The organism is Bradyrhizobium genosp. SA-4 str. CB756 (assembly GCF_000473125.1).
GTDB classification, from domain to species: Bacteria; Pseudomonadota; Alphaproteobacteria; order Rhizobiales; family Xanthobacteraceae; genus Bradyrhizobium; species Bradyrhizobium arachidis.
The window spans coordinates 9,302,324-9,325,444 of the sequence record NZ_KI421499.1; the positions used below are offsets into that span (position 1 = coordinate 9,302,324).

Below are 23,121 nucleotides of genomic sequence, written 5' to 3' on the forward strand. Positions count from 1 at the left end.
TCATGACTGTAGCGAAGCCCGCTTCGCGGCCGACCGTGCCGCATTTCTCCTCCGGCCCCTGCGCCAAGCGCCCCGGCTGGAACGCCCAAAATCTCAAGGACGCAGCGCTCGGCCGTTCGCATCGCGCGAAGGTCGGCAAGACCAAGCTCAAGCTCGCGATCGATCTGACGCGCGAAGTGCTTGAGGTGCCCGCCGATTATCGCATCGGCATCGTGCCGGCCTCCGACACCGGCGCGGTCGAGATGGCGCTGTGGTCGCTGCTCGGTGCACGGCCCGTCACCACGCTCGCCTGGGAATCCTTCGGCGAGGGCTGGGTCAGCGACATCGTCAAGGAATTGAAGCTCAAGGACGTCACCAAGCTGAACGCGGCTTACGGTGAGATCCCCGACCTCTCGAAGGTGGACCCTGCGAGCGACGTCGTCTTCACCTGGAACGGCACCACCTCGGGCGTGCGCGTGCCGAACGCCGACTGGATCAGCGCGACCCGCGAAGGCCTGACCATCTGCGACGCAACCTCCGCCGCGTTCGCGCAGCCGCTCGACTGGGCCAAGCTCGATGTCGTCACCTTCTCCTGGCAGAAGGCGCTCGGCGGCGAAGCCGCGCACGGCATGCTGATCCTGTCGCCGCGCGCCGTTGAACGGCTCGAGACCTACAAGCCGGCCTGGCCGCTGCCGAAGATCTTCCGCATGACCAAGGGCGGCAAGCTCAACGAAGGCATCTTCGTCGGCGAGACCATCAACACGCCGTCGATGCTCTGCGTCGAGGATTATCTCGACGCGCTGAACTGGGCCAAGTCGATCGGCGGCCTCAAGGCGCTGATCGCCCGTGCCGACGCCAACACCAAGGTGCTCGCCGACTGGAAGGCGAAGACGCCGTGGATCGACTTCCTGGCCAAGGACGCCTCGATCCGCTCCAACACCTCGGTGTGCCTGAAGTTCACCGATCCCGCGATCACCTCGCTCTCCGACGACGCGCAGGCGGAATTCTCGAAGAAGCTGGTGGCGCTGGTCGAGAAGGAAGGCGCAGGCTACGACTTCGCCTATTACCGCGATGCGCCGGCCGGCCTGCGCATCTGGTGCGGCGCCACGGTGGAAGCAAAGGACGTCGAGCTGCTGACGCAGTGGATCGACTGGGCCTTCGCCGAGACCAAGGCCGCGCTCGCCAAGGCGGCGTAGTTGTTTTCTTCGCCTCTCCCCGTTCTTACGGGGAGAGGCCGGGTCGCGCAGCGATCCGGGTGAGGGGCTCTCTCCGCGAGCACTTCGCCTGTGGCTGCCCCTCACCATAGCCGGTGCTTTGCATCGGCGTCCTTTCTAAAAAACGGCGGCCGAAGGCCGCCTATGCCCTCTTCCCGTAAGGACGGGGAGAGGGAGAGCAACAAGCTTCCAAGTCACTCACGAATTTCCGGCTCTCGGGCCGATCCTCCCTTAGGGACGGTGAAGGACACATCCCCATGACCAAACCCAAAGTTCTCATTTCCGACGCTCTGTCTCCCGCCGCCGTGCAGATCTTCAGGGATCGCGGCGTCGAGGTCGACTTCCAGCCCAACCTCGGCAAGGACAAGGACAAGCTCGCCGAGATCATCGGCAATTACGACGGCCTTGCGATCCGCTCCGCGACCAAGGCCACCGCAAAGATCCTGGAGAAGGCGACCAACCTCAAGGTGATCGGCCGCGCCGGCATCGGCGTCGACAATGTCGAGATTCCCGCGGCGACCGCCAAGGGCATCATCGTGATGAACACGCCGTTCGGCAATTCGATCACGACCGCCGAGCACGCCATCACCCTGATGCTGGCGCTGGCCCGCGAGATCCCGCAGGCCGACGCTTCGACCCAGGCCGGCAAGTGGGAGAAGAACCGCTTCATGGGCGTCGAGATCACCGGCAAGGTGCTCGGTGTCGTCGGCTGCGGCAATATCGGCTCGATCGTCGCCGATCGCGCGCTCGGCCTGCGCATGAAGGTGGTCGCGTTCGATCCGTTCCTGTCGCCCGAGCGCGCCAAGGACATCGGTGTCGAGAAGGTCGACCTCGATGAGCTGCTCAAGCGTGCCGACTTCATCACGCTGCACACGCCGCTGACCGAGAAGACCAGGAACATCATCGACGCGGCCGCGATCGCCAAGATGAAGAAGGGCGTGCGCCTGATCAACTGCGCCCGCGGCGGCCTCGTCGACGAGCAGGCGGTGGTCGATGCGCTCAATTCAAAGCACATTGCGGGTGCCGCCTTCGACGTCTTCGTCGAGGAGCCCGCCAATACCAACGTGCTGTTCGGCCATCCCAACGTGATCTGCACGCCGCATCTCGGCGCCTCCACCACGGAAGCGCAGGAGAACGTCGCGCTTCAGGTCGCAGAACAAATGTCGGACTATCTGCTCACCGGCGCGATCTCGAACGCGGTCAACTTCCCCTCGATCACCGCGGAAGAAGCGCCGAAGCTCAAGCCCTTCATCGCGCTCGCCGAGAAGCTCGGCTCGTTCGCCGGCCAGCTGACTGAAAGCGGCATCCTCAAGGTCGAGATCACCTATGAGGGCCACGTCGCCGAGATGAAGATCAAGGCGATCACCTCCGCGGTGCTGTCGGGCCTGCTGCGGCCGATGCTGGGTGAGGTCAACGTGGTGTCCGCGCCTGTTGTCGCCAAGGAGCGCGGCATGGTGGTGGACGAGATCGTGCGCGCCGCCCAGAGCGATTACGAGAGCCTGATCACCGTCACCGTGGCGACCGAACGCCAGGAGCGCTCGGTCTCCGGCACCGTGTACCATGACGGCAAGCCGCGCCTCGTCGACGTCAAGGGCATCCGCATCGATGCCGAGTTCGGCAAGTCGATGATCTACATCACCAACGAGGACAAGCCGGGCTTCATCGGCAGGTTCGCAAGCCTCCTCGGCGATGCCAAGATCAACATCGCGACCTTCCATCTCGGCCGCGCCGCGCCCGGCAGCGATGCCATCGCCCTCGTCGAGGTCGACGGCGCCGTGCCGGCCGACCTGCTCGCCAAGGTGCAGGCCCTGCCGCAGGTCAAGCAGGCCAAGGCGCTGACGTTCTAGCCGCGCCTTCACCTCTTGCCGTCATGGCCGGGCATAGCCGTCCGAAGCACGGCGTCGCTTCCGCTCGCCTATGACCCGGCCATCCACGCGCTTCCTCGCGGCACGAAGAACGTGGATGCCCGGGTCAAGCCCGGGCATGACGAGTGGATAGAGCGGCGCCCGCAACCTGCGGGATGACGATCATCATATCATATATTCCGAGCTGCGGAACAGCGCCGCCCTTTTCGTAAGGAGCGGCGTTTTTGTTGATCGACTGGCGCGCTTTATTTCTCCCCGCGCTCCCCAACTTTGTGTACCAATGGCGCCCAGGACGCTCTGTTCAAAATCGTCGAAGGGAGAAAACAATGCGTGAAGCCGTCATCGTTTCCTATGCACGCACGGGCCTCGCGAAATCCGGCCGCGGCGGGTTCAACATCACGCCGCCGATGTCGCTGGCGGCCCACGCCATCCAGCACGCGGTCGATCGTGCCGGCGTCGACAAGGACTATGTCGAGGACTGCTATCTCGGCAATTGCGCCCATGGCGCGCCGAACATCGGCCGCCAGGCCGCGCTGCTCGCCGGCTTGCCGAAGACCACCGCCGGCGTCTCGGTGAACCGCTTTTGCTCGTCGGGGCTGCAGACCATCGCGATGGCCGCCAACTCGATCCGCTCGGATGGCGCCGACTGCATCGTCGCCGGCGGCGTCGAGAGCATCTCGATGCCGGGCGGCGGCACGCCGAAGGAATCGATCGATCCTGAATTGCTCAAGGTCGCGCCCGATATCTTCATGGCGATGATCGACACCGCCGACATCGTCGCCGAGCGCTACAAGCTCAGCCGCGAATACCAGGACGAATTCTCGCTGGAATCGCAGCGCCGCATGGCCGCGGCGCAGCAGGCGAACAAGTTCAAGGACGAGATCGTCCCGATGAAGACCAAGATGAAGGTCGTGGACAAGCAGACCAAGGCCGAGAGCATCGTCGACTACGTCGTCGACCGCGACGAATGCAACCGGCCTGAGACCACGATGGAAGGATTGGCCAAGCTCGAGCCGGTGAAGGGCCCCGGCAAGTTCGTCACCGCCGGCAATGCCAGCCAGCTCTCCGACGGCGCGGCCGCCGTGGTGCTGATGGAAGCCAAGGACGCCGAGAAGCGCGGCCTCAAGCCGCTCGGCCGCTTCGTCGCCTGGGCGACCGCCGGCTGCGAGCCCGACGAGATGGGCATCGGTCCCGTGTTCGCGATCCCGAAGCTTTTGAAGCGCACCGGTCTCAAGATCGACGACATCGATCTGTGGGAGCTCAACGAGGCCTTCGCCAGCCAGTGCCTCTATTGTCGCGACCAGCTCGAGATCGATCCCGCCAAGTACAACGTCAACGGCGGCTCGATCGCGATCGGCCATCCCTTCGGCATGACCGGCGCCCGTCTCACCGGCCATTTGCTGCAGGAAGGCGCCCGCCGCAAGGCCAAGTGGGGCGTGGTGACGATGTGCATCGGGGGCGGCCAGGGCGGCGCGGGGCTGTTCGAGATCTATAGCTGAGAGCAGCGTTAGGAATGCGAAAGGGCACGGCGCGCGCCGTGCCCTTTTTGTTTGGGTGGTACTTGTGCGCGTCATTCCGGGGCGTCGCGAAGCGACGAGCCCGGAATCCATCGTGCCACCGTCGTTGCAGCCTGATGGATTCCGGGCTCGCGCCAAGAGGCGCGCCCCGGAATGACGCTGTGCTCGAATTCCGCTCCTACGCCCCCGCCACCACCGGCGCGAACACCACTTCGATCAGCGTGCCGGAGCTGCCTGCGCTCTTGATGTTGAAGCGGGCGCGGTTGGCTTCGACCAGCGCTTTCGTCAGCGACAGGCTGAGCGCCGAATTGTCCGAGGCATCCCCCGGCGGCGGGGTGCGGAACGGCTCCATCGCGGCGGCGAGCTCGCGCTCGGAGAGGCCGTGGCCGGTGTCGCGGATGCGCAGCGCGATCTCGCGGCGGTCGGTCATTGCGGTCGAGACGATCACCTGCCCGCCGGCGCTCGCCAGCCGGATCGAGTTCGAGATCAGGTTCATCGTGATCTGCCGCATCGCGCGCGCATCGGCTGCGACCTGCGGCAGCGCATGGCCGAGCGAGGTGCGGATGATGATGCGCTCGCGGTTGGCCTGCGGCTGCATCACCGCGACGCAGGCCTCGACGAGGTCGTTGAGGTTGAGGTTGGCGAAATTGAGATCGAGCTTGCCGGTCTCGATCCGCGACAGCTCCAGCAAATCGTCGATGATGGCGATGACGCGCTCGCCGGAGGCGCGGATGTCCTTCATGTATTCGCCGTAGCGCTCGTTGCCGAGCGCGCCGAAGCGCTCGGAGATCATCACCTCGGCAAAGCCGATGATGGCATTGAGCGGCGTGCGGATCTCGTGGCTGATCCGCGCCAGCATGTCGGCTTTCGCATTGGCCGCGCCGTCGACGAGGCGGCGCGCCTGCGTCAATTCGCTCTCGCCCTTCTTCGCCTGCGAGAGATCGCGGAACACGGCGAAGAAGTTCGGCCCGTCCGGCCGGGTGCGGCCGATGATCATCGCGAGCGGAATGACGCCGCCTTTCTTCTCGCGGCCCAGCACCTCGCGGCCATGGTCGAGCAGGCTCGCAATGTCCTGGCTCTTGAGGCTTTCGAGATAGTCGACGACGACATGCTGGCTCTCGGGCGCGAACAGGCTGACGAGGTTCTGCTCGAGCAGCGCTGCGCCGTCATAGCCGAACAGCGCCTCGGCGCTGCGGTTGCAGGCGTGGATGTTGCCTTCGGCATCGAACATGACGATGCCCTCGGCCGTGGTGTCCAGGATCGCGGCGAGATCCTCGGCATCGGCATCGCCGGCTTCGGGCTCCGGCTCGACCGGCACCTTCGCGACGGCTTCTGTGACCACAGGCGGCGCGACGACGGCCTGCGGCAGTGCGCAGATCAGCGCATGCGCGCTGTCGCCGTCCCAGTCGATGGTGTGCAGATGCGCTTCGGTGGTCGCGAGCGGCGCCTCGCCATTGGCAATCGCCGCGCTGATCGTGATCGGCGTGCCTCCTTGCGAGGTGCTGCTCGCCGAGGACACGCCCACTTCGACATAGAGCGCATCGAGCCCGCCGGCATCCTCCAGCGCGTGGATGCTGGCATAGCCCATGCGCGCGAGGAAGGCGGCGTTGGCGTAGAGCAGGCGGTCGAGGCGATAGATCAGGATGCCCGTCGGCACGAGATCGAGCAGCGCGCGGTCGCGCATGCTGTGGCCGTATGCGGGCGGCGCGGGCTCGGTCAGCCATTCCGCCAGCGCGTGCGGTGCCTCGGCCTCGGCCGTCGGCGTGATCTCGGCGGCCGGCGGCTCGGCCGCGGCGGCACCGATCGCCTCGCGCTCGCGCTCGAGCCGTTCGGACAGTTGCCGGGCGAGCTCGTTGAACGCGCTGTTCTCGACCGGCGTCAGCGTCGGCGATCTGGCATCGCCGGGCGGGCGGAACGGCACGACATTGGGCGAGCTTTCCAAGGGAGTTTCCGAGGGAATTTCCGAGGGCGTTTCCACTGGCGTTTCCGGATCGGTTGGATGTGAATTCGCGTCGGGGGTGGGGTCGGGCAGTTCGGCGACAGGCTCAGGTGTGGGCTCAGGCTCAGGCGGTTCGATTGGCATAGGCGCCTCCGCTGCCGGCGAGTTCTCCGGCTCCGATTCGAGCTCGACGACATCCGCCGAGAGACGCTGCGGCGCCATTGGTTCGACGAACAGCTCGAAGCGGCGCAGCGCATCGAGTCGGTTGAGGCCGTCGAGATCGCGGCAGACGCCAAAGCCGCGGAAGCCCGCAAAGTTGCGCATCCGGTCGTAGATCGGCAGGCCCGCGAGCTCGACCGGAATGTGCTCGCCACCATCGGCCGGCCAGCTCACGGTGATGCCGGCCCAGGTGTCGTGGCTCGCCAGCGCCTGTTCGACGCGGCCATCAGGGTCGAGCGAGAATTCTTCGGCGATCTCGCGCCAGGGCCGGCCGAAGCCGGCGGCAGTGTGCGCGCCCATCAGGCGGATGAACTCGTCGGAGCCGAGCACAAAGCGCCCCTCTGCATCCATCTGCCACAGGAAGCGCAGCGGATGCTGGCGCGGTGACGCTGCTGACGGCGACTCGCCCATGCCGGATGTGATCGGCGCGGCTTGGGGCGGCACAATGGCTGCGGGCGGGTTTTCAACCGGAGTTTGGGCGCCGTCGTTGTGCGAGTCGTGGACGCTTTCTTGGACGGGCTCCTCAGCCGCCGCCTTGACAGCGTGCTGGATCGAGACGATCTCCGCCGCCGCTTCGCCCGCAAGCGGCTCGGGCGTGCTCTCGATGGTGTCGTGCACCGTCTCGACCGGCTCCGCGAAGGCATCGAACAGGTCGATACCGGCAGGCGCATCCTGCGATGGCGACTCTTCGCTGGCCGCCGCTTGCTGAGCAGCCTGAACCGGCGCTTCGGCCACCGCATCCGGCGCGGGGTCCGGCGCGCTCGCAGGCGCAGCCTGCTGCACGGCCGGCGTGATCAGCGCGACCAGGGCGACATCGGCGCCCGTACCGACCCGTTGCAGCACCATCCGGCCGTTGGCGATCGCCACCTCGGCGCGGCCGTATCTCAGCGCATCGCTGCGGGCCCGGTCGAGCCCGGCATCACGCAGATCCTGGCAGCCGAGCAGGGCGCGGGCGGCCTCGCTGCCGCCGGCAAACGTTCCGTCGGGCGCGAACGCCGCCATCGGCACCTTGGCGCCGGCGATGAGGCGGTGCAGCCGCTCGGTCAGCGGCATGCTGCGCGTCGCGGCATCCATCGCGGTGACGAGCACGCCGGTGCTTCCATCGGCAAACTCGAGCCGCGCACAGGCGCAGGTCATCAGCATGCCGAGCCGGGCGCCAAAGCCTTGCAGCCGTTCCAGCCTGACCGCGCCGCCGACCGGCAGCCGCCGCGCCAGCCGCGCCACCTGGCGGCGATGGCGCTCGGCCGGGCCGAAGGTTTTTTCCGCGAGCGCCGCGGCATGGGGCGCGCCGAAGAATTTTGCGCCGACCGGATTGGCCCACAGCACGCGGGCGCCATCGGTCGACCAGAGCCAGCTCGACAATGGCGAGGTCGCGTGCACGGAAAGCCGGGGATCGCCGACGCCTCGCAACTGGAAATCCGAACTCGTCATCCGACCGGCTTTAAGTCCTGCGTGTCTGTATCAGGGCCAAGAACAGGGCCAAGACTGCCGGGAATGACAGCCTTAAGAAAGGGTTAGTATCGCCCGCGGGCGCGGGCAGGTCCACGGCCCCCCGTCCGCAGGGGCGGCCTTAAGCCGCGATAACCTTAATCTGGCTGAACCCGCAAGGCGAAGCCCGGTTGCATCCGCAGGAATCGGCGGAGACGGGTGGCTCGCGTCATACCGGCAATACCGTCGGCCGCTAGTCTTGGCGTGGGCGCGCCGGGGGACGGCCGACATGGCCGACAGCAGCAGGACAGGAGTGGATGGGATGACCGACCAGGGACACGAGCGTTTCGAGCTTCCGCCGGAGATGCGCTCGATGGCGGAAACGAGCTTCAGGCAGGCGCGCGAGGCCTTTGAGAAGCTGCTCGCCAATGCCGAGGCCGCCGCCGGCTCGATCGAGGAGCGCGGCGCCAGCATGCGCTCCGGCGCCAGGGACATCGGCGCCCGCGCGATCGCCTTCGCCGAGACCAATGTGCAGGCCTCGCTCGACTACGCCCAGTCGCTGGTCCACGCCAGGGATCTGTCCGAGGTGATGCGGCTGCACGGCGAATACGTCCAGGGCCAGATGAAGACCCTGGCCGAGCAGGCCAGCGAAATGGGCCAGATCGTCGGCCGCGCCGCGATGGACGCGACCCGGGCGAAGCACTGAAGCCTGATCGGATGAGGCACTCGCGCCCCGACGGTGGTGCGTTCCCTCCCCCCTTGTGGGGGAGGGCTAGGGAGAGGGGTGGCCCTGGAAAAGGTGCCGGTTGTTGATGCACCGGAGAGTGCGCGAACGACAGAATCCCCGTGTGGCACCCCTCTCCCCAACCCTCTCCCGCAAGCGGGAGAGGGAGTGAACCGGGTCCATGGTCAGCATCAAAATACCGCAACCCAGAGTTCCCCACCCGGGGAACCTCATCTTCAAGATTAAATTATCGCGTCGCACCTCCGGATCACATTGCGGTGCACAATGTTGACATGATGGAGAGCAATAGTCTGGGCGCTGGGCGAGCCATCTCTTTGTTTCGCGTTTCCAGTCTTTCGTACCCGCTGAATGTCAGGCCTTCGGGGCCCGGCGGGCGCGCCAGAAGGCTCACTCCATTTTTTCATCATCGTGAGGGACGACCATGACAGGTGCGACTGATCCGTTTTCTGCCTCGATCATTCCGTTCGAGGTCCCCGAGCAGATGCGTGCGTTCGCCGAGAAGGGCGTGTCGCAGGCCCGCGAGAACTACGCCAAGTTCAAGGATGCCGCCGAGACCCACAACGGCACCGTCGAGGCCGTGTTCACCACCGCCAGCAAGGGCGCGAGCGAGTACACCGCCAAGCTGGTCGAGTTCATGAAGGCCAACTCTTCGGCCTCGCTGGACTTCGCCCAGGAGCTGCTCGCCGCCAAGAACCCCGCCGATGCGTTCACGCTGTGGACCGGCCACGCCCGCACCCAGCTCGAGACCTTCCAGGCCCAGGCCAAGGAGCTGGTCGAGCTGACCCAGCGCATCGCCAACGAGACCGCCGAGCCGATCAAGGCCAGCGCCTCGAAGCTCTACAAGCCCGCCGCCTGATCAAAACGGCGGATCGCACGCTCTAGGAAACCCGGGCCGCGAGGCCCGGGTTTTGTTCTGGAAATAACGTTGCTTAAGGCGGGAATTATCGGGTTTTGCGGCCTTGCCAAAAACCCCCGTTGCACCTAGTTTCCGCCCCGTCCAGCCCCCTCGGTGACCGGCCCTCCCAGGGCGTCCCAAGGCGCGGCTCGCAAGGATGCAGTTGTAGCTCAGTTGGTTAGAGCGCCTGTCTGTGGAACAGGAGGTCGGTGGTTCGAGCCCACCCAACTGTACCAAAAAGATCAAATACTTACGACGATCGTCGAGGGCTTATGAGTTGTTGTAGCTACCAGATAGCTACCACCAGAGCGCCGGTGCATTGCGCTCGCTTGCGCCCGACCGAAATTCACGTGCTAGGCACGTGGTCCAGATGCCACTTAGTCCGGTCGGTGTGAATGAAGATGAACTGACTCGCACCGGCATCGTCTCGGATGCGCCGGTTGATCGAATTCAACTTGTTACGAGCGTTGATACCAATGCTCTCTCAAGCCTGAAACAGGGGTTCGATTCCCCTAGGAGCGCCAAGGCCTTCTTCTTCATTTTGATTTTCCTATCGTTTTTGCCACTTTCCCCAAACCTGTAGAATGGGTTTGGGGTTTTCTGTTCGCCTTGTGGGTCCTCGAGCTTTACGATCGCGCGCCGTCCGCCGCGCCTACGATCCGCTTCGCGCGTGTAACGTTCGGCTTCGGCCAGAGTTAAGTGGCCCATCGCGGCCATGATGTCGTGCGCTGTCGCTCCAGCGTCTGCGAGCAGTCGCCCGAACGTCTTGCGGAGACCGTGCGGCTGACAACTCAGATCTGCGATCCCGGCCGATGTGACCGCGGCTCTCAGCCAGCCGCTGAACCCGTCGACGGTGAACGGCTTTCCATATTCGGTTGTTAGAATGCAAACGTGTTTCCGGGGCAACGCGGCGAGCGCTTGACGCAGCGAGTCTGCCTTCTCCACCAGGACAGGAACCCCCGTCTTGCGGCGCGTATATTCGAAGTCCTCCGCGTCAGCTTGCATCCATGTGGTTAGATGATGTCAACGCGAGCAGTACCAACGTTGAGCATTAGCTCGTAGGCAGCTCGCTGCTTTGTTCCGAAGGACCATCGCTTCTCGAACGCCGCCAGCTCTGCATCTGTCCAGGCCCGTATCTCCTTTGACTTCCCTCGCTTGATGCCATCGGACGGATCAGTCGTGAGCCATTTCAGGTCCTTGGCGTGCCTGATGAGGATTCGGAGCTTCTTGAGCGTATCTATCTTCGCACCGGGCTTGTTTGTGAAGCGGCTTGAGAATCTTCTCCTCAATTCGATCCTTGGTGAGACCGGCTACTGCGCGGTGGCCATGATCGCGCCTGATCTGATCCAAGCGACTTCGATAGCCGCTCTTGCTACCTTCGCTGAGCGAGCTGAACGCATCGCTGCTTAGATAGGAAGTTATAAGGGCCCCGATCGAGCGCGCCGCATCCTTCGTGATCATAGGCCGGCTCGCAGCCTCGCCGGCAACCGCGGCGGCATACGCAAGCTTAAACTCGTCCGAGGCGGGATCGGCGGGAAGTTTTGTCCGTGGTCCTTTGCCGACACGGTACGAGAGGTAAACATGCCCCTTGACGACATTCTTCTCCACATTCGGAGGAAGCTTGCGACGCATCACTACTCATCCCAACCATCGTCCGAGGAATTGGTGATTGTGCCCTCGAGAGGCAAGCTATCGATCGCCTTGTCGAGCAACCTCACGTCCCACGCTTTGCGGCCAGAGGTCAGAACTCGCGGCGGCGGCATGCGACCCTCTCGCACCATCGCGTCGAATGTATTCGGTGCAACTGATACATACGCAGCGGCCGCCTCACGGCCGATCAGCCGGGGAGGAAGCGTTGGCGGCAATGCGATCTGGCGCGCCATCACGACCCTGACTTGAATCGCCGCAATCGGTTGGGCTGTTGCCGCTCGTGCGAACTTGGGCTCGCATGTGTATGGGCTGGGTCGCCTCTTCTCCAAGCTTTGCACTCGTCAGGCAAAGCAAAAAGGCACGATTGCGGCCACATCAGCACATTCCTGGCTCTTGTGTCAGCGAGACGCAACAATGGGAGATCTTGTTAGTTTCAGGTTGCGCATCCACACGATCGAAGATTCTGAGATGTTTCCAATCTGCTCTGTAGGATGCCCGCCCGATTAGGAAGGCTCTTCAAATCGGGCTTCGAGATACCGGTGCACGGGGATAAGACGGTCGTGGCCGAATCCGGAGCCTGGTGCAACGACTTGGAACGTCGTTGCAACAAGGGAGAGCTCCGATGAAATTGTACGTTGGACTGGACGTCGGCCTGGAAGAAACCAGCGTTTGCATCGTCGATGGCGAGGGTCTCACGGTTCGCGAAGTCAAAGTCAGCACGGAGCCAGAGGCGATCCGCTCCGCTGTAGAGGGCTACGCGGATCGCCTCGATAGAGTGGGGGTCGAGGCGTCATCGCTAGGCATCTGGCTGCATCGCGAATTGCAGCCAGCTGGGCTTCCAGTCATTGTCGTGGAGGCGCGCCACATGCGCGTTTCTCTGTCAACGATGCGCAACAAGACCGACCGCAACGATGCGCGCGGCATCGCGCAGATGATGCGGCTGGGCTGGTACCGCGCCGTCCATGTCAAGAACATCGAGATGCAGAAGATGCGCTCGCTGCTGGCCAACAGGAAGCTCCTCAAGCGCAAGCTGATCGACCTTGAGAACCACATTCGTGGCACGCTGAGGGCGTACGGTCTGATGGTTGGAGCGGTCGGCCGCGGGGAATACGAAGCGCGGGTCCGCGAGCTCATCGAGCACAGCGATCCGGTATTTTCCATGATGATTGAGTCCATGTTGGACGTGCGGCGAGCGATCTTCGAGGGCTACGAACGATTGCATAAGGTGCTCCTGCAGGTGGTCCAGCATGATGCGATCTGTCGTCGACTAATGACCGTACCCGGCGTCGGTCCCGTTGCCGCCCTTTCGTTCAAGGTTGGTGTTGATGACCCTCTCCGTTTTGCGCGATCTCGAACGGTTGGCGCGCATTTTGGCCTGACGCCAGGGCGACACCAGTCTGGAACGTCCATCGACTTCGAAGGCCGAATTACCAAACAGGGCGACGTCGCAGTTCGCGAAGCGCTCTGCGAGGCGGCCGCAAGCCTTCTGTTGCGGGTCAGGAAATGGTCGGCCTTGCGGGCCTGGGGCCTGCGGATCGCCAAACGGTCGAGCATGCTGTGCGCGATCGTCGCGGTCGCACGCAAACTTGCGAGCATCCTGCACAGGATGTGGATCAATCAGACCGACTTCCACGTCGGGTTCGGTGCCAAGGTTACGCAACGACTTCGTTTGAGGCCTGCGCAGTAGTTGCAGCAGGGGCGCAAAAGATTGGTGCTGGTGTTGCAGCCAGCATGGAGAGAAGGAGTAACGACTAGAGATCCGCGCGCGCGGTGAGCGTCCCCTGGCGGGGCCGCGAAACGGGGAATGTCCGCTATCTCTTGCCTGCTGCCATCTACGTGATGAGAGCGCCAGACTGCTTGGACAGCCCTGTTTACGAACCTGATGAAGAGCATGCGACGGCCAAAGTGCTGAACGCGAAGGAACGCATGGACCCCGCCTGGTGAATGCTGATCGCGAGCGCGATGTGGTGACGTGTGTGCGTTGTCGATGCAGGGAGTCTGCAATGGCTGAAGTGCGAAGAGTCGAAGAAAAGCGTAGGAATGAGTTGACTTTGAACGCCCGATTAGGAAGGCGAGATAAAAGGGGCTCGCCGGTCGAACCGCAAGCCATTGGCATGGCTTGGGTTCTGGCGTGCCGGTCGGTCGGGGCGCGTGCCGCGCCTTGTATTTTGACGAAGGCAATCAAAGGCGTTTTCGGCACTGTGCGTGCTTGTGATAGTTTGGAGGCCCTGCCGTGAGCGTGGGCGACAGCGACCTGCGTATTCGGCCTGGGCGCATCCGCAGTACCCGCGCGCCGAAGCAAAAGAGCTTCATCAATCAGGTGCTGCGGGCGGCGAAGAAGGCAGGACATAACTCGGGGCAGACCGGGGCTGGCAGGCGGTCTGGCGGCCTACGGGCGCTCGACGTTCGGCCGCGGGCGCCTCGCGTTCAGCCGCGCAAGATTATTCAGCCCAACCCGGCGCGTCGTGGTGAAGACGCGCGTGGTTCGTCACAAAGGGAGAGCCTTCCGCTCGGCGCCGCTGACAGCCCATCTTTCATAACTGAAGCGCGATGGCGTGACCCGGAGTGGCGAGCGGGCCGAGATGTTCGATGAGGGCCGCGACCGCGCCGATAGCGCGGCTTTCGCGGAACGCTGCAAGGACGACCGGCATCATTTCAGGTTCATCGTCTCGCCAGAGGATGCCGGTGACATGACCGACCTCAAGGCCTTCACGCGGGACCTCGCCAGGCAAATGGAAACCGACCTCGGCACGCGGCTCGATTGGGTGGCTGTCGATCATTGGAATACCGACAACCCTCACGTCCATCTGCTCGTTCGGGGAGTAGATGAGAAGGGGACGGATCTCGTGATCTCCCGCGACTACATCAGTCAGGGCCTTCGCTCACGCGCCGAGGAATTGGTCGCGATCGAACTGGGTCCAAAGCCTGAGCACGAGATCCGGAATTCGATGGAGAGAGAAGTCACGGCGGAACGATGGACGCGGCTCGATCGGGAAATCCGGCTGGCGGTAGATGAGACCGGCTCTATCGATCTTCGTCCCGAGAACCCTGGCCAGTCCGATCCCGAGATCCGACGCCTGATGGTCGGCCGCCTTCAGCACCTGGAGAAGATGGGCCTTGCCGCGGCACCCGCCCCGGGGGAATGGATGGTTGCTCGAGGCTGCGGCGAACAGCGGGCTGCGTCGTGAGCCTGAACTCCCCGATCACGTCGCAATCGCCAAGGAGACGACCGAACCGACGCCGGCGGAGGAATTTGCTGCCGTTCTTGACGATGATGAGGACGCCATCCGTCAGACCCGGCTCATACGCCAACAGATGCGCGGTGTTGCCCGTCAAGTCGTCATGGACCCAAACGACGGTATGGAGCTCTGAGCCAATATGCGCGACGGGATGAACGTCTACTTCCCGCCAGAATTACTGAAGCAGATCTCGGAGCTCGCCGATCGCAAGAAGCTATCCCGGTCTTCCATCGTGGAAGCTGCGGTCGCCTGCTTTCTTTCGCCCGACGGAGCGGACAGGCGGGAAGCGGCGTTTGCCCGGCGCCTTGATCGGCTGTCGCGTCAGATGCAGAGGCTCGAGCGTGACGTTGGTTTAACGGCCGAGACCCTAGCTCTCTTCATCCGCTTCTGGCTGACGATCACACCGCCATTACCCAACGACGCGCAGGCGGCCGCGCAGGCAAAGGGCCGCGAGCGCTTTGAAGGATTTGTCGAAGCGCTCGGCCGCCGCTTGCAGAAGGGTCAGAATTTCCTGCGCGAAATTCCGGACGATTTCGTGCGTATCGAGCCGGGCAGCGACGCTTGATTGAACGTTCCGCCAGCGCTTCTTTTTCTACGCCGTCCTACGATGCCGGCAAGGGCTTGTTGCGATAAGTCATCCCGTCCCCTTTCTATTCACTCCCATCTGAGGGAGCCTTCCAGCGTCAGTCCATCGGGATCTCGTCGCCTATGCGGAGGCTCTGGCGCGCGAAAGCCGGCAGAGCGTCGATCCATCAAAGCTGATCGCACCCATGCTGGCGCGCTTCATGGCCACGGACCGCGGCTTTGCGAAACTGCGCCGGGCAATTCAGTCGGAGAAGACCCGCGGAGGTGAAGAATAACGCTCCGAAAGGAGATCGAGGAAATTCCTCAGAGCCGGGTTCTCATTGTCAGGTCGCCAATGCGCATAGAAATTCAGCCGGCTTGTCCCTGTTCCGTCCATCAGTTCTCGAAATACCAATCCGGCAAATGTCTTTGTGATATCGGACTCGATTGTCAGACTCAGCCCCATTCCCATGCTTACGAGACTTTTGATAACGCCACGGCCGACGTTATGACGCGAAAGCGAGGGACGGCGATCTGGAGCAAGAAACTTTGAGACTAATATATCCTCCAGCTCCTGGCCTGGATCATGCTGGCTCAAGAGATTTGTTTCACTAACTAGATCGCTCCAGTAAATGACTTCGCGAGAAGGCAGTAGTTCTGAGGCAGCAATGCCACAATGTTTTCGCTCCAAAGCCGTAGCGTGCTGGTCTCTTTTGAAAGTGGGCGTCCCGGGCTGATGACCACATCGATGGCTCCGCTGTGAAGTGTGGTCATCAGGCGGAGACGGGAGAGCTCTGTCGTTCCGAGCCCGATCTGCGAGAACCGTCTCTTGAATTCCGCTACGGCATCCCGCAGTTTTCCATTAGCGATGGACGTGCAGAAGCCTATGGCAAGGTGGCCAGAGTCACCGCGAGCATTAGACTGACCGGCGTCGACGAGCACGTCAAGCTCCTCCAATATTGACTGTGCAATTCGGAGAACCGTTCGGCCTGTGATAGTAGGCTTGATCCCGCCGCTTGAGCGCTCGAACAAAGAAGCTCCGACGAGATGCTCGAGCTCGCTAACTGTGCGACTGAGAACGGTGTGCTTGATCGAAGGTTCTTCTGCGGCTCTTAGACTCGCTTGCTTCCCGCATCGACCGTCCCACCCACCTCGCAAATTATTAACGCCTTGGACCGCGGAACGCGCGCGAGCTACTGCGGTCGTGCGTGGGACAACGTCCGCCGCTTCACACGACGGCCTTTTCAACCTGGTCTAATGCGAGCTGTCGCCATCGATGCAAGATTGGACTTCCTGCCGGTGATAATGGACGATCGGCCCCAGCCCTGAGACCCCCCGGATCGAAGCCTCCAGACCGGGGCCGATCTGCTGCCCGACTTCGGCGGGCGCTCCGCGACCTCACGTTTCCTTGGTAGTTGGGCCACAGCCCGGGGCAGCCGGGGCCGACTTTGCGGCTGTCGGTATCCCATGATCCTTCTGGGTGATCGCGTCAGCCGCGCGGTTCTTGAAGTAGCCAAGGACGTAGACGCGTATGGCAGACGACAGATTGCCATGCTGCAGGTTGCGCTCGATCTCGCTGGCTAGATCCGACAGCGACATGTCGCGCTGGTGGGAAATCTCTTTCACAGCCGTCCAGAATGCCTCTTCCAGGCTGATGCTGGTCTTATGGCCGCCGACGATGATGGATCGTTTCGCGACGTGCGATTTCATGGCTGTTCCTGGCGCTCGATGGCTTTGCGCTCGCTGCCCTTGTGACGATCATCATTTTGCGTGAAGCCTGCGCGCTAGCGGGCGACGAGCCAAGGTCCTTTCCGCCGCAGGCCGGGAGCCTTATGTCAGGCACGCGACCACGGCCAGAACGAGATCTGCGCCGAACTCTCCCGAAAAGATCGAAAACAAAATTCCGGCACCAATCGCGGATGCAATCACTTTGGGAGTAATCATTTTGGACTCCCCTCTTAATTCCAAACTTCAGAGTGAGCGCGGTTTGTTTCCGGAGCGTTTCGAGACCCCGTCAAAACGGCTTCGTTCACCAAGGCGTTACATATCGGGAAAATATGGCAATCTGAGTGTCCTGATTTTCAGGCGATCATGTCACATCGTCTTGCGAAAAGAACGCCATCCAGGCATTGCCTTCGACTGACGCGGCAAAGAGACTTCAACCAACGTTTGTTAGTGTCCCGGCCGCTTTAGTTTGGGAGAATCTGGCAGTGCGCGCGTTCTGATTCGCACGCGCCGGCCTCAGCATTAGGTGCCAGCCAGGGGATGCGCGAGGCCGTTTTCGATTACATCTGATCAGCTGTCTTGTTTAGCGGCACGTAAGTTCCCGCTCTCGTGCAGTTCGAGCCAGCCGCGTTCAACCGCATACCATGCCGGCGCAAAATTCGGCGCCGGTGGCCTTCATGGTGAAGAGAATTGAGCGCGTTGATCTTCTCGATATGAATGCGGCCGTTCTGGACCGGCTCACCTGGGCAGCGAGCTCGAGCGGCCTGCGGGCGGCGGCTTTTGGGGCCGCATACGGGTCCATTGTTTACCTCATGGCGAGCAGCTAAAAATCACTAAAAATCATATGTTGTGATTGTTGGGACCTCGTCCGGCCTTACACGCCCCTTGGCCTTGTCCAACGCGCTTTCCCAACTGCTTCGTGAGGCGCTCTTGCTCGGCTCTGACCGCAAGGCGCTATCCGAAACCTTGAACCGTCCGTGTTGGTGACAACCGAAGCCTTCGGCATCGCCAGTTCTCGGAAGCTCACCTGAATCAGATCCGCAAATAGGACAAACGCTCATCAATACCTCCTTGGGGTGGCCTTCAGGGCTGGCACACCGTGCGGCTTCCTGGCGGAGATTCTCGTGGGCCGCAAGGTCGCTCATCGACCATCACAGCATGGCGTCTAGTGGAATGCTACAAAACGTGACGCCCTTATCATCGAGAACGACGATCGAATAGCATCTGCCAACCAATTCCGGCCGAGCCTCGCGCAGCGACCGAGCGAGCTTGATAGCCTCTATTTGCGCCTCCGTTTCGCCAGGCAGGTCATGCGTGCCGAAGTCCGCGACAAAGTGCGCCTCGATGAGCCTGTAGCTAAAAAGGGGCATCGGGATTGGAGCCTCCCTGCGCAGAGCCCCCGCCAGAGTAAGGCAGGCAGGGGCTCGCGGGTGGATGGCGCGAGGCTCGCGGTGGAGGTGTCGCCCCAAGGACCCGCATCATTGAAACGCCGGCTCGACTTAACGGGGCATAAAAAATGTTGTGCAAGGCGCGGAAATAAGAGGCAGACGCTGATAGCCGATAAGGAATGGGCCCGGTGTGCCTAGGAGGCCGGGCCCGTAGCCTCAGCAGCGGCGATGGCCGTCGTTCGGCTATGACTCCCATAAGCGATGAAATAGATGCTAGTTCCTGATGGAGAGCGGTGCTGGCCCTCTCAACTCCGCTCCCTGGGTTCCGGCTCACGCTAAACGCGCTTCTTGTCAGTCGGTGGCGTGCCGTGCCGATCGCGCGAAAGCGACGACACGCAGTACCTGACCGTACTGACCGGCAAGCAGGTCTTCGATCAAGGCCCGGTGGTCGATGCCTTCATCCGTTTTCGGACGCGGCGCCGTCTCGGTACTCTTCTAAGACCAGATAGAAGGCCTTATCCAAGCGATTCGTTCGGAATAATCGAAGGCGAGGCCATACGCGAGACTCCAGTGACCAGAGTCCAAGGTAGGACCTCAGCTGCAAAAGCGAGTCGCCGCCCTGTTGACAACCTCCTGGCGGCTCTCAGCGCTCCAGAGCGATTGGGGCTCGATTAACATATGTGAAAGCGAATTCTTTAGATCCGGGGCCGGCGAGCCATTTTATTTCGGAATGATTGAAACCCGTCGGGGGCCGCTGTACCAGAGCAGCGGCCCTTGTTTGTGGCGGGAGGCCGAAGCGAGCGAGAGCGCTGCTTTCACCGGAACGAGCGCGTTGTATCTGCATTTTCCCTGGCGGCTATGATGACACCAGCGGAATACTTGGAATTGGCAGATCGCTTCGCCCGGGCCGCAGATCGGGCTCGGGACCCAATCTCTAAGTCCCAATTCGAAGCCTTGGCCCGCAGCTCCGCGGTCCTTGCCGAAAGCACGGCCGTTCTAAATCGATCCGGCCAGACCCTTGAGGCCATAGCACAGGACCGTAAGAAGTAAGGTCGGGTGCTGTCCGTATTTTGACTCCACCTGTCCTATGTTGTTTTCAGTCACGGTGGTATAATCGTTCCATCGGGGGAACGACTGCCATGGATTACCGCGCTTACATCATCGATGATGACGGGCGCATTACCGGCGTGCATGAGCTGGATTGCGCCAACGACGAAGAAGCCAAAGAGAAGGCGGCCCAATTGCTCGATGGGCACGACCTTGATGTTTGGCAGCTAGAACGACACGTCGTTAGGCTCAAGCACCACACAAGGCAGTAAGGCCGCCTCAGTTTGCGGCCTCTTTTCCCCTCTACAGGGGCTCTAGAAACCCAAGCCCGTTTTGTTGCTTATAGCGGATGCAACAGGTTTATTTGGTTCGGGTCACAACCGACAGCGGCGAACGCCAGCTCTGGCTAGCAGCGACGGAGCGAGGCGCCGCTGTTGATCGAGTGCTAGACGCCATTCCGGAAGGCTGGGCAGCGAGCCTAGTTGAACGGGAGCTGGATGCGGACCTGACAGCTTCATTGAACATGCAGCCCGGCGAAGTCCGGCGACATCTGGTGTCTTGATCCCCCTCCGCGGGTGTCGCGTTGAACGTTGGAGCGCCCCAGCCAGACATATAAGATTGGATTTTACAATCTCCCTCCCGGGGCTGGAATGCCGCCGCCTGCGCTGATTTTCAAGCGGGCGGCGTTTTTGTTTCACTTCAGTCGGTGTCCTAGGGCGGTCCGCTTCCCGGGTCTAAGCAGATATTTTCTGCTCAATCAGAGTATGCCGGTTGCTCGCGGCAGCGGACGGGCGACTCACTGACGCTGGAAATCAGCTGCGCGAAGTCTCGCCCGATCCAGGATAATGATTTTACGCTGCGTCGAGCCCACGAAGTCGAGTAGTCCCACACGGCGCATTTTGGACAAGGCGCGAGATACAGTCTCTAGCGTCAGTCCGAGATAATCGGCGATATCCCGTCGCGTCATCGGGAGAGCCATAACTTGCGAAGCTACGCGTTCGTCCATTTCCACGAGAAAAGCGGCCACCCTTTCAATTGAGTCTTTGCGACCCAAGAGCAACATATGGTCCTCGACGTGCTTCAAATTCAGCGTAGCCATGCTGAGGAGTTCGCGAATTATGAGGTTGTTGGTCTCGGCGACCGTCTCCAACGTCTGACGCTTGATCAACCGCAGTGTGGTCTCAATGATTGCTTCCGCAGTGAACCGGTGGGCATCGTCATCGGCGAGACCAAAAATATCTCCCACCAAGTGAAACGCGCCAATCTGCCGTCGGCCATCGGAGAGCAGCTTGTATGTTCGCACGGCGCCTTTTTTAACTTGATAGACGTATTCGGCCGGCTCCTTTTCGCCGTAAACTTCCGTGCCTTTTCTATAGGTGATTTCGTTCAGGCTTACCGCGGCGCCTGAATGGCTCGCTATACCGAAGTCGCCGAGCGTATTGATGTGGGGCTTACTGTTTCGAGTGGTGCGCAGAAACATGGGTCGCTCCATCGCACTTTCCAGTAGAACCGTAGTTGCCAGTAGGAGCGTAATTGGCGCCTGTACTAAGGAACATTGTACCAAGGTACAGGGGAATTCAGGCGCGGAATGAGCGGTTTCTCCCTCAATTTAGACGCCGCCGAAGCTTCTCAATTAGTCTCCGCAACTCCTTCGCGTACTCGGAAATCACGCGCAGAGCTTCCTCGGTCCTGCTCGCGCTACGACCAAGTCGGCGCCTGCGTACCTTTGGGCTGCGGGCGGCCTTCATACCGGCATGCTGCTGGAGCGCCGGTCAGTTCTTTTGAGCTAGATCAAAAGCCCGGACTTTTACTATCCGGTTCGGCTGAGGTCTGCTTCTGCCCTTCTCGGACCTCGTGCAATGTCAGCTCCTACGCCGCTGTCGGGGGTAAGCTGACATGTCGCTTCAGAGAGGCCGCGCTCCGTCTTTGTTGAGCAACCTGGCGTAAGTTCCGCTCTCGTGAAGCTCGAGCCAGCCTCGCTCGATTGCATATCGGAGGCCGTTCCCGAACTCCGGATGGCCACGACTGCCCTTCAAGAGGGCCACGAATTGCGCGTTGATCCGCTCGATGTAGATCCGGCCGTCCTGCACGGCAGGCGTGGTAGCGGCGATTTCCACCAGCTTGCGCGCCGCGGCTCCTGGGTCAGAGTAGGGACGTTCTCCAGTCATCTTCAATCAGCGCTCCCCCGGCCAATGAAAGCGGGTTAGTGGCGGATATCTTGGTGGTACGCAAGGCCACCAGCTGGCTGCGAGCAGCGGTTCTTCTCGGTCGAGGCCTCGGCGAAGAAGGCTGCGAACTCGATCGCTGCGGCCCCTTGATTTCAGCAAGCTTCAAAGTAGGGCGCACGCCCGCCGGCTGGCCGGTGACGAGAGCAGGGCCGCCGGTTCACGCTGGTGAGCCTTGAACTGAGATGCCCTAAGTTCATTTGTGAACTTTCCTGAGTCATCCGTTGCAGTACATCGCCAATCTCAGTTCGATGCGCACGGGGCTTGGAATGCGGACTGCCGAAGAATGTCTGACGCTAGCGATGGATTATCGGAGCAAGGCGGAGGTGGCGGGCGTCACTCCACGAACCGCCACCGTACTTAGGAACATCGCGAAGAGCCTCATAGGACTGGCCAAGCAGTACGATATGCTCGCCGCTATCGAGGATGAAGAACGACGCGCGCGTTGAGCCGCCTCAATTGACGGCCTGGGCGGGCCTTCGCTTCCCTGTTGACCGGCCGAGGAACCGATCTCCAGGTCCAAGGGTTTACCGTTCGCTTCTGGCCGCCCGTCCCCGACTCCGTGGTCAGAAGACTGGAAATAGCGGCTCCGGCCCCCCAAGACTGGAGCCGTTTTTATGTGCCTCTGCTGCGCCGCTTCACGCTAGGGCCTTGCTCTCTTAATGTCCTGCCGTCGTCGTCCTTGCGGGGGCTTCTTTTAGAATCGAGAAGCTTTGGCAAAGGCGCCATCTGCCGGCGCGGCGTGTCGGCAGCAGCGTCGGGATGTGTATTCACGTAGACCGTGTTCTTTGTTTTCTTTGCGCCGACGAGAACACCAATAAAGCCGGCGACCACAAGAAACGCCCCTGCGATCATCAGCCAGTGGGGCAACTTCAGCATTGCGACCGGCGATAGCCATGCAGTCTCCGCCAATATCTCTACTCCTTAGCCGCGGGTTCACGCTCGCGCGCCTGTACTCCGTTAATCACCCGTACCGAAAAGAATAGACGCCCGAGTTCACTGCCTGTTGGCTGCCGCCGGAATTCAGTCCGGCGCTTCACGCCCCTGGGTAGTCAGCTCGTATCGATCGCCGTTCTTCGTCAGCCAGCCGCCCTCGACCAACCTGAGTGCAAACGCTTTCGTGCAAACTGGATGAAAGGCGGCCAACTGATAGATCTGGCCGTTTCGCTCGATCAGGTAGCCGTAGAGCCGGGCCCGCCGCAGAATCCTACGTACCTCTGGCGATAGAACCAACATGATAATCGCTCAAGCATCGGTTTGAGGGAGTGTTCCTAAGAACGGCGAGACACTGCGGGGTGCTCATTGCCGCACCTCGCCGGTTCACGCTGGTGGACCTCTGTGCTGGCAAATTGGCCTGTCGCGCCGATCGTGCGGAACGTCGCGGCCCCGGCCGCAGGAGCTGTTCCAGAGCGGCGCCTGCGGCCGATCGTTCTGGATCCCAGAGTTGTTTAACATGGACGCTGTGGAGCGAGAGGCTGCGCG

Annotated in this window: 19 protein-coding genes, 1 tRNA gene and 4 pseudogenes; 13 read left to right on the top strand and 11 right to left on the bottom strand. The window is 62.0% G+C overall.

Translation table 11 applies throughout. The features are described 5' to 3' along the window. Positions 1-2: 2 nt before the first annotated feature. The 3 genes from BRAGE_RS0144970 (at position 3) to BRAGE_RS0144980 (ending at position 4,557) form a co-directional block, all read left to right on the top strand. Complete coding sequence (locus tag BRAGE_RS0144970; RefSeq protein WP_027565112.1) at positions 3-1,175, top strand: phosphoserine transaminase; 1,173 nt, start codon at positions 3-5, stop codon at positions 1,173-1,175. 275 nt (positions 1,176-1,450) lie between these two features. After that, a complete protein-coding gene (gene serA, locus BRAGE_RS0144975; RefSeq protein ID WP_027565113.1) occupies positions 1,451-3,040 on the top strand; it encodes a phosphoglycerate dehydrogenase in 1,590 nt (529 codons plus the stop codon). Between the two features lie 344 nt (positions 3,041-3,384). Beyond that, positions 3,385-4,557, top strand: a complete 1,173-nt coding sequence (locus tag BRAGE_RS0144980; RefSeq protein WP_027565114.1) for a thiolase family protein — start codon at positions 3,385-3,387, stop codon at positions 4,555-4,557. 196 nt (positions 4,558-4,753) lie between these two features. Here BRAGE_RS0144980 and BRAGE_RS0144985 read toward each other — a convergent pair whose 3' ends face one another. Beyond that, entirely contained in the window at positions 4,754-8,164 is a 3,411-nt protein-coding gene (locus tag BRAGE_RS0144985; protein WP_027565115.1) for a PAS domain-containing sensor histidine kinase, read from the bottom strand. A gap of 319 nt (positions 8,165-8,483) precedes the next feature. On the opposite strand from BRAGE_RS0144985, the gene BRAGE_RS0144990 reads away from it, so the two are divergent. The 3 genes from BRAGE_RS0144990 to BRAGE_RS0145000 all read left to right on the top strand — a co-directional run bounded on the left by BRAGE_RS0144990 (position 8,484) and on the right by BRAGE_RS0145000 (position 10,037). Then, positions 8,484-8,867 carry a phasin family protein gene (locus BRAGE_RS0144990; protein WP_027565116.1) on the top strand — a complete coding sequence of 128 codons (384 nt, stop codon included), beginning with the start codon at positions 8,484-8,486 and terminating at the stop codon, positions 8,865-8,867. 460 nt (positions 8,868-9,327) lie between these two features. After that, positions 9,328-9,762 carry a phasin gene (locus tag BRAGE_RS0144995; protein ID WP_027565117.1) on the top strand — a complete coding sequence of 145 codons (435 nt, stop codon included), beginning with the start codon at positions 9,328-9,330 and terminating at the stop codon, positions 9,760-9,762. Positions 9,763-9,960: 198 nt separating this feature from the next. Next, positions 9,961-10,037, top strand: a tRNA-His gene (locus BRAGE_RS0145000). A 214-nt stretch (positions 10,038-10,251) separates the two neighbouring features. Here BRAGE_RS0145000 and BRAGE_RS57445 read toward each other — a convergent pair. Both BRAGE_RS57445 and BRAGE_RS57450 read right to left on the bottom strand, forming a co-directional pair. Further along, the gene (locus BRAGE_RS57445; RefSeq protein WP_231164144.1) at positions 10,252-10,806 is read right to left on the bottom strand and encodes a tyrosine-type recombinase/integrase; all 555 of its coding nucleotides are present in this window, start codon (positions 10,804-10,806) and stop codon (positions 10,252-10,254) included. Between the two features lie 168 nt (positions 10,807-10,974). Continuing rightward, a complete protein-coding gene (locus BRAGE_RS57450; protein WP_231164143.1) occupies positions 10,975-11,433 on the bottom strand; it encodes a hypothetical protein in 459 nt (152 codons plus the stop codon). Positions 11,434-12,073: 640 nt separating this feature from the next. Here BRAGE_RS57450 and BRAGE_RS0145015 point away from each other — a divergent pair. The 5 genes and pseudogenes from BRAGE_RS0145015 to BRAGE_RS51250 form a co-directional block, all read left to right on the top strand. Next, positions 12,074-13,138, top strand: coding sequence for an IS110 family transposase (locus BRAGE_RS0145015; RefSeq protein ID WP_027562538.1), 1,065 nt, complete (start codon positions 12,074-12,076; stop codon positions 13,136-13,138). 546 nt (positions 13,139-13,684) lie between these two features. Beyond that, positions 13,685-14,603 (top strand): annotated as a pseudogene (locus tag BRAGE_RS52015) (relaxase/mobilization nuclease domain-containing protein); the annotation flags it as partial. A 4-nt stretch (positions 14,604-14,607) separates the two neighbouring features. Further along, positions 14,608-14,823 (top strand): annotated as a pseudogene (locus BRAGE_RS0145025) (conjugal transfer protein TraG); the annotation flags it as partial. A 6-nt stretch (positions 14,824-14,829) separates the two neighbouring features. Next, complete coding sequence (locus BRAGE_RS0145030; RefSeq protein WP_027565186.1) at positions 14,830-15,255, top strand: CopG family transcriptional regulator; 426 nt, start codon at positions 14,830-14,832, stop codon at positions 15,253-15,255. A 109-nt stretch (positions 15,256-15,364) separates the two neighbouring features. Further along, a pseudogene (locus BRAGE_RS51250) lies at positions 15,365-15,550 on the top strand (DUF2274 domain-containing protein); the annotation flags it as partial. A 319-nt stretch (positions 15,551-15,869) separates the two neighbouring features. Here the strand turns inward: BRAGE_RS51250 and BRAGE_RS57455 are convergent. The 4 genes and pseudogenes from BRAGE_RS57455 to BRAGE_RS0145055 form a co-directional block, all read right to left on the bottom strand. Then, positions 15,870-16,196 carry a LysR substrate-binding domain-containing protein gene (locus BRAGE_RS57455; protein WP_231164421.1) on the bottom strand — a complete coding sequence of 109 codons (327 nt, stop codon included), beginning with the start codon at positions 16,194-16,196 and terminating at the stop codon, positions 15,870-15,872. Positions 16,197-16,298: 102 nt separating this feature from the next. Beyond that, positions 16,299-16,502, bottom strand: a pseudogene (locus tag BRAGE_RS57835) (hypothetical protein); the annotation flags it as partial. Positions 16,503-16,652: 150 nt separating this feature from the next. Next, a complete protein-coding gene (locus tag BRAGE_RS51260; protein WP_051378339.1) occupies positions 16,653-16,964 on the bottom strand; it encodes a ribbon-helix-helix domain-containing protein in 312 nt (103 codons plus the stop codon). A gap of 1,166 nt (positions 16,965-18,130) precedes the next feature. Then, complete coding sequence (locus BRAGE_RS0145055) at positions 18,131-18,349, bottom strand: DUF6894 family protein (protein WP_027565084.1); 219 nt, start codon at positions 18,347-18,349, stop codon at positions 18,131-18,133. Positions 18,350-19,506: 1,157 nt separating this feature from the next. Here BRAGE_RS0145055 and BRAGE_RS0145065 point away from each other — a divergent pair. Continuing rightward, positions 19,507-19,686 (top strand): hypothetical protein, encoded by a 180-nt coding sequence (locus BRAGE_RS0145065; RefSeq protein WP_035730713.1) that lies wholly within the window; start codon positions 19,507-19,509, stop codon positions 19,684-19,686. Between the two features lie 524 nt (positions 19,687-20,210). On the opposite strand, the gene BRAGE_RS0145070 is transcribed toward BRAGE_RS0145065, so the two are convergent. After that, the gene (locus BRAGE_RS0145070; protein ID WP_027565087.1) at positions 20,211-20,894 is read right to left on the bottom strand and encodes a helix-turn-helix domain-containing protein; all 684 of its coding nucleotides are present in this window, start codon (positions 20,892-20,894) and stop codon (positions 20,211-20,213) included. A gap of 424 nt (positions 20,895-21,318) precedes the next feature. After that, positions 21,319-21,582: a hypothetical protein gene (locus BRAGE_RS0145075; RefSeq protein ID WP_035730715.1), complete on the bottom strand. Its 264-nt coding sequence runs from the start codon at positions 21,580-21,582 to the stop codon at positions 21,319-21,321. 281 nt (positions 21,583-21,863) lie between these two features. Here BRAGE_RS0145075 and BRAGE_RS0145080 point away from each other — a divergent pair, with 281 nt between their 5' ends. Then, complete coding sequence (locus BRAGE_RS0145080) at positions 21,864-22,088, top strand: hypothetical protein (RefSeq protein WP_027565089.1); 225 nt, start codon at positions 21,864-21,866, stop codon at positions 22,086-22,088. 166 nt (positions 22,089-22,254) lie between these two features. Here BRAGE_RS0145080 and BRAGE_RS0145085 read toward each other — a convergent pair whose 3' ends face one another. Together BRAGE_RS0145085 and BRAGE_RS0145090 are read right to left on the bottom strand one after the other, a co-directional pair. Then, positions 22,255-22,551, bottom strand: a complete 297-nt coding sequence (locus BRAGE_RS0145085; protein WP_141263470.1) for a hypothetical protein — start codon at positions 22,549-22,551, stop codon at positions 22,255-22,257. Positions 22,552-22,662: 111 nt separating this feature from the next. Next, positions 22,663-22,875 (bottom strand): hypothetical protein, encoded by a 213-nt coding sequence (locus tag BRAGE_RS0145090; RefSeq protein WP_027565091.1) that lies wholly within the window; start codon positions 22,873-22,875, stop codon positions 22,663-22,665. Between the last annotated feature and the right edge of the window lie 246 nt (positions 22,876-23,121).

Coding starts and splice junctions, on each gene's coding strand:
- BRAGE_RS0145090 (WP_027565091.1), bottom strand. CDS start 22,875: ATGTTGGTTCTATCGCCAGAGGTACGTAGGATTCTGCGGCGGGCCCGG.
- BRAGE_RS0144985 (WP_027565115.1), bottom strand. CDS start 8,164: ATGACGAGTTCGGATTTCCAGTTGCGAGGCGTCGGCGATCCCCGGCTT.
- BRAGE_RS0145055 (WP_027565084.1), bottom strand. CDS start 18,349: ATGCCCCTTTTTAGCTACAGGCTCATCGAGGCGCACTTTGTCGCGGAC.
- BRAGE_RS51260 (WP_051378339.1), bottom strand. CDS start 16,964: ATGAAATCGCACGTCGCGAAACGATCCATCATCGTCGGCGGCCATAAG.
- BRAGE_RS0145030 (WP_027565186.1), top strand. CDS start 14,830: ATGCGCGACGGGATGAACGTCTACTTCCCGCCAGAATTACTGAAGCAG.
- BRAGE_RS0145015 (WP_027562538.1), top strand. CDS start 12,074: ATGAAATTGTACGTTGGACTGGACGTCGGCCTGGAAGAAACCAGCGTT.
- BRAGE_RS0145075 (WP_035730715.1), bottom strand. CDS start 21,582: ATGACTGGAGAACGTCCCTACTCTGACCCAGGAGCCGCGGCGCGCAAG.
- BRAGE_RS57445 (WP_231164144.1), bottom strand. CDS start 10,806: ATGCAAGCTGACGCGGAGGACTTCGAATATACGCGCCGCAAGACGGGG.
- BRAGE_RS57450 (WP_231164143.1), bottom strand. CDS start 11,433: ATGCGTCGCAAGCTTCCTCCGAATGTGGAGAAGAATGTCGTCAAGGGG.
- BRAGE_RS0144970 (WP_027565112.1), top strand. CDS start 3: ATGACTGTAGCGAAGCCCGCTTCGCGGCCGACCGTGCCGCATTTCTCC.
- BRAGE_RS0144990 (WP_027565116.1), top strand. CDS start 8,484: ATGACCGACCAGGGACACGAGCGTTTCGAGCTTCCGCCGGAGATGCGC.
- serA (WP_027565113.1), top strand. CDS start 1,451: ATGACCAAACCCAAAGTTCTCATTTCCGACGCTCTGTCTCCCGCCGCC.
- BRAGE_RS0144995 (WP_027565117.1), top strand. CDS start 9,328: ATGACAGGTGCGACTGATCCGTTTTCTGCCTCGATCATTCCGTTCGAG.
- BRAGE_RS0144980 (WP_027565114.1), top strand. CDS start 3,385: ATGCGTGAAGCCGTCATCGTTTCCTATGCACGCACGGGCCTCGCGAAA.
- BRAGE_RS0145065 (WP_035730713.1), top strand. CDS start 19,507: ATGGATTACCGCGCTTACATCATCGATGATGACGGGCGCATTACCGGC.
- BRAGE_RS0145070 (WP_027565087.1), bottom strand. CDS start 20,894: ATGTTTCTGCGCACCACTCGAAACAGTAAGCCCCACATCAATACGCTC.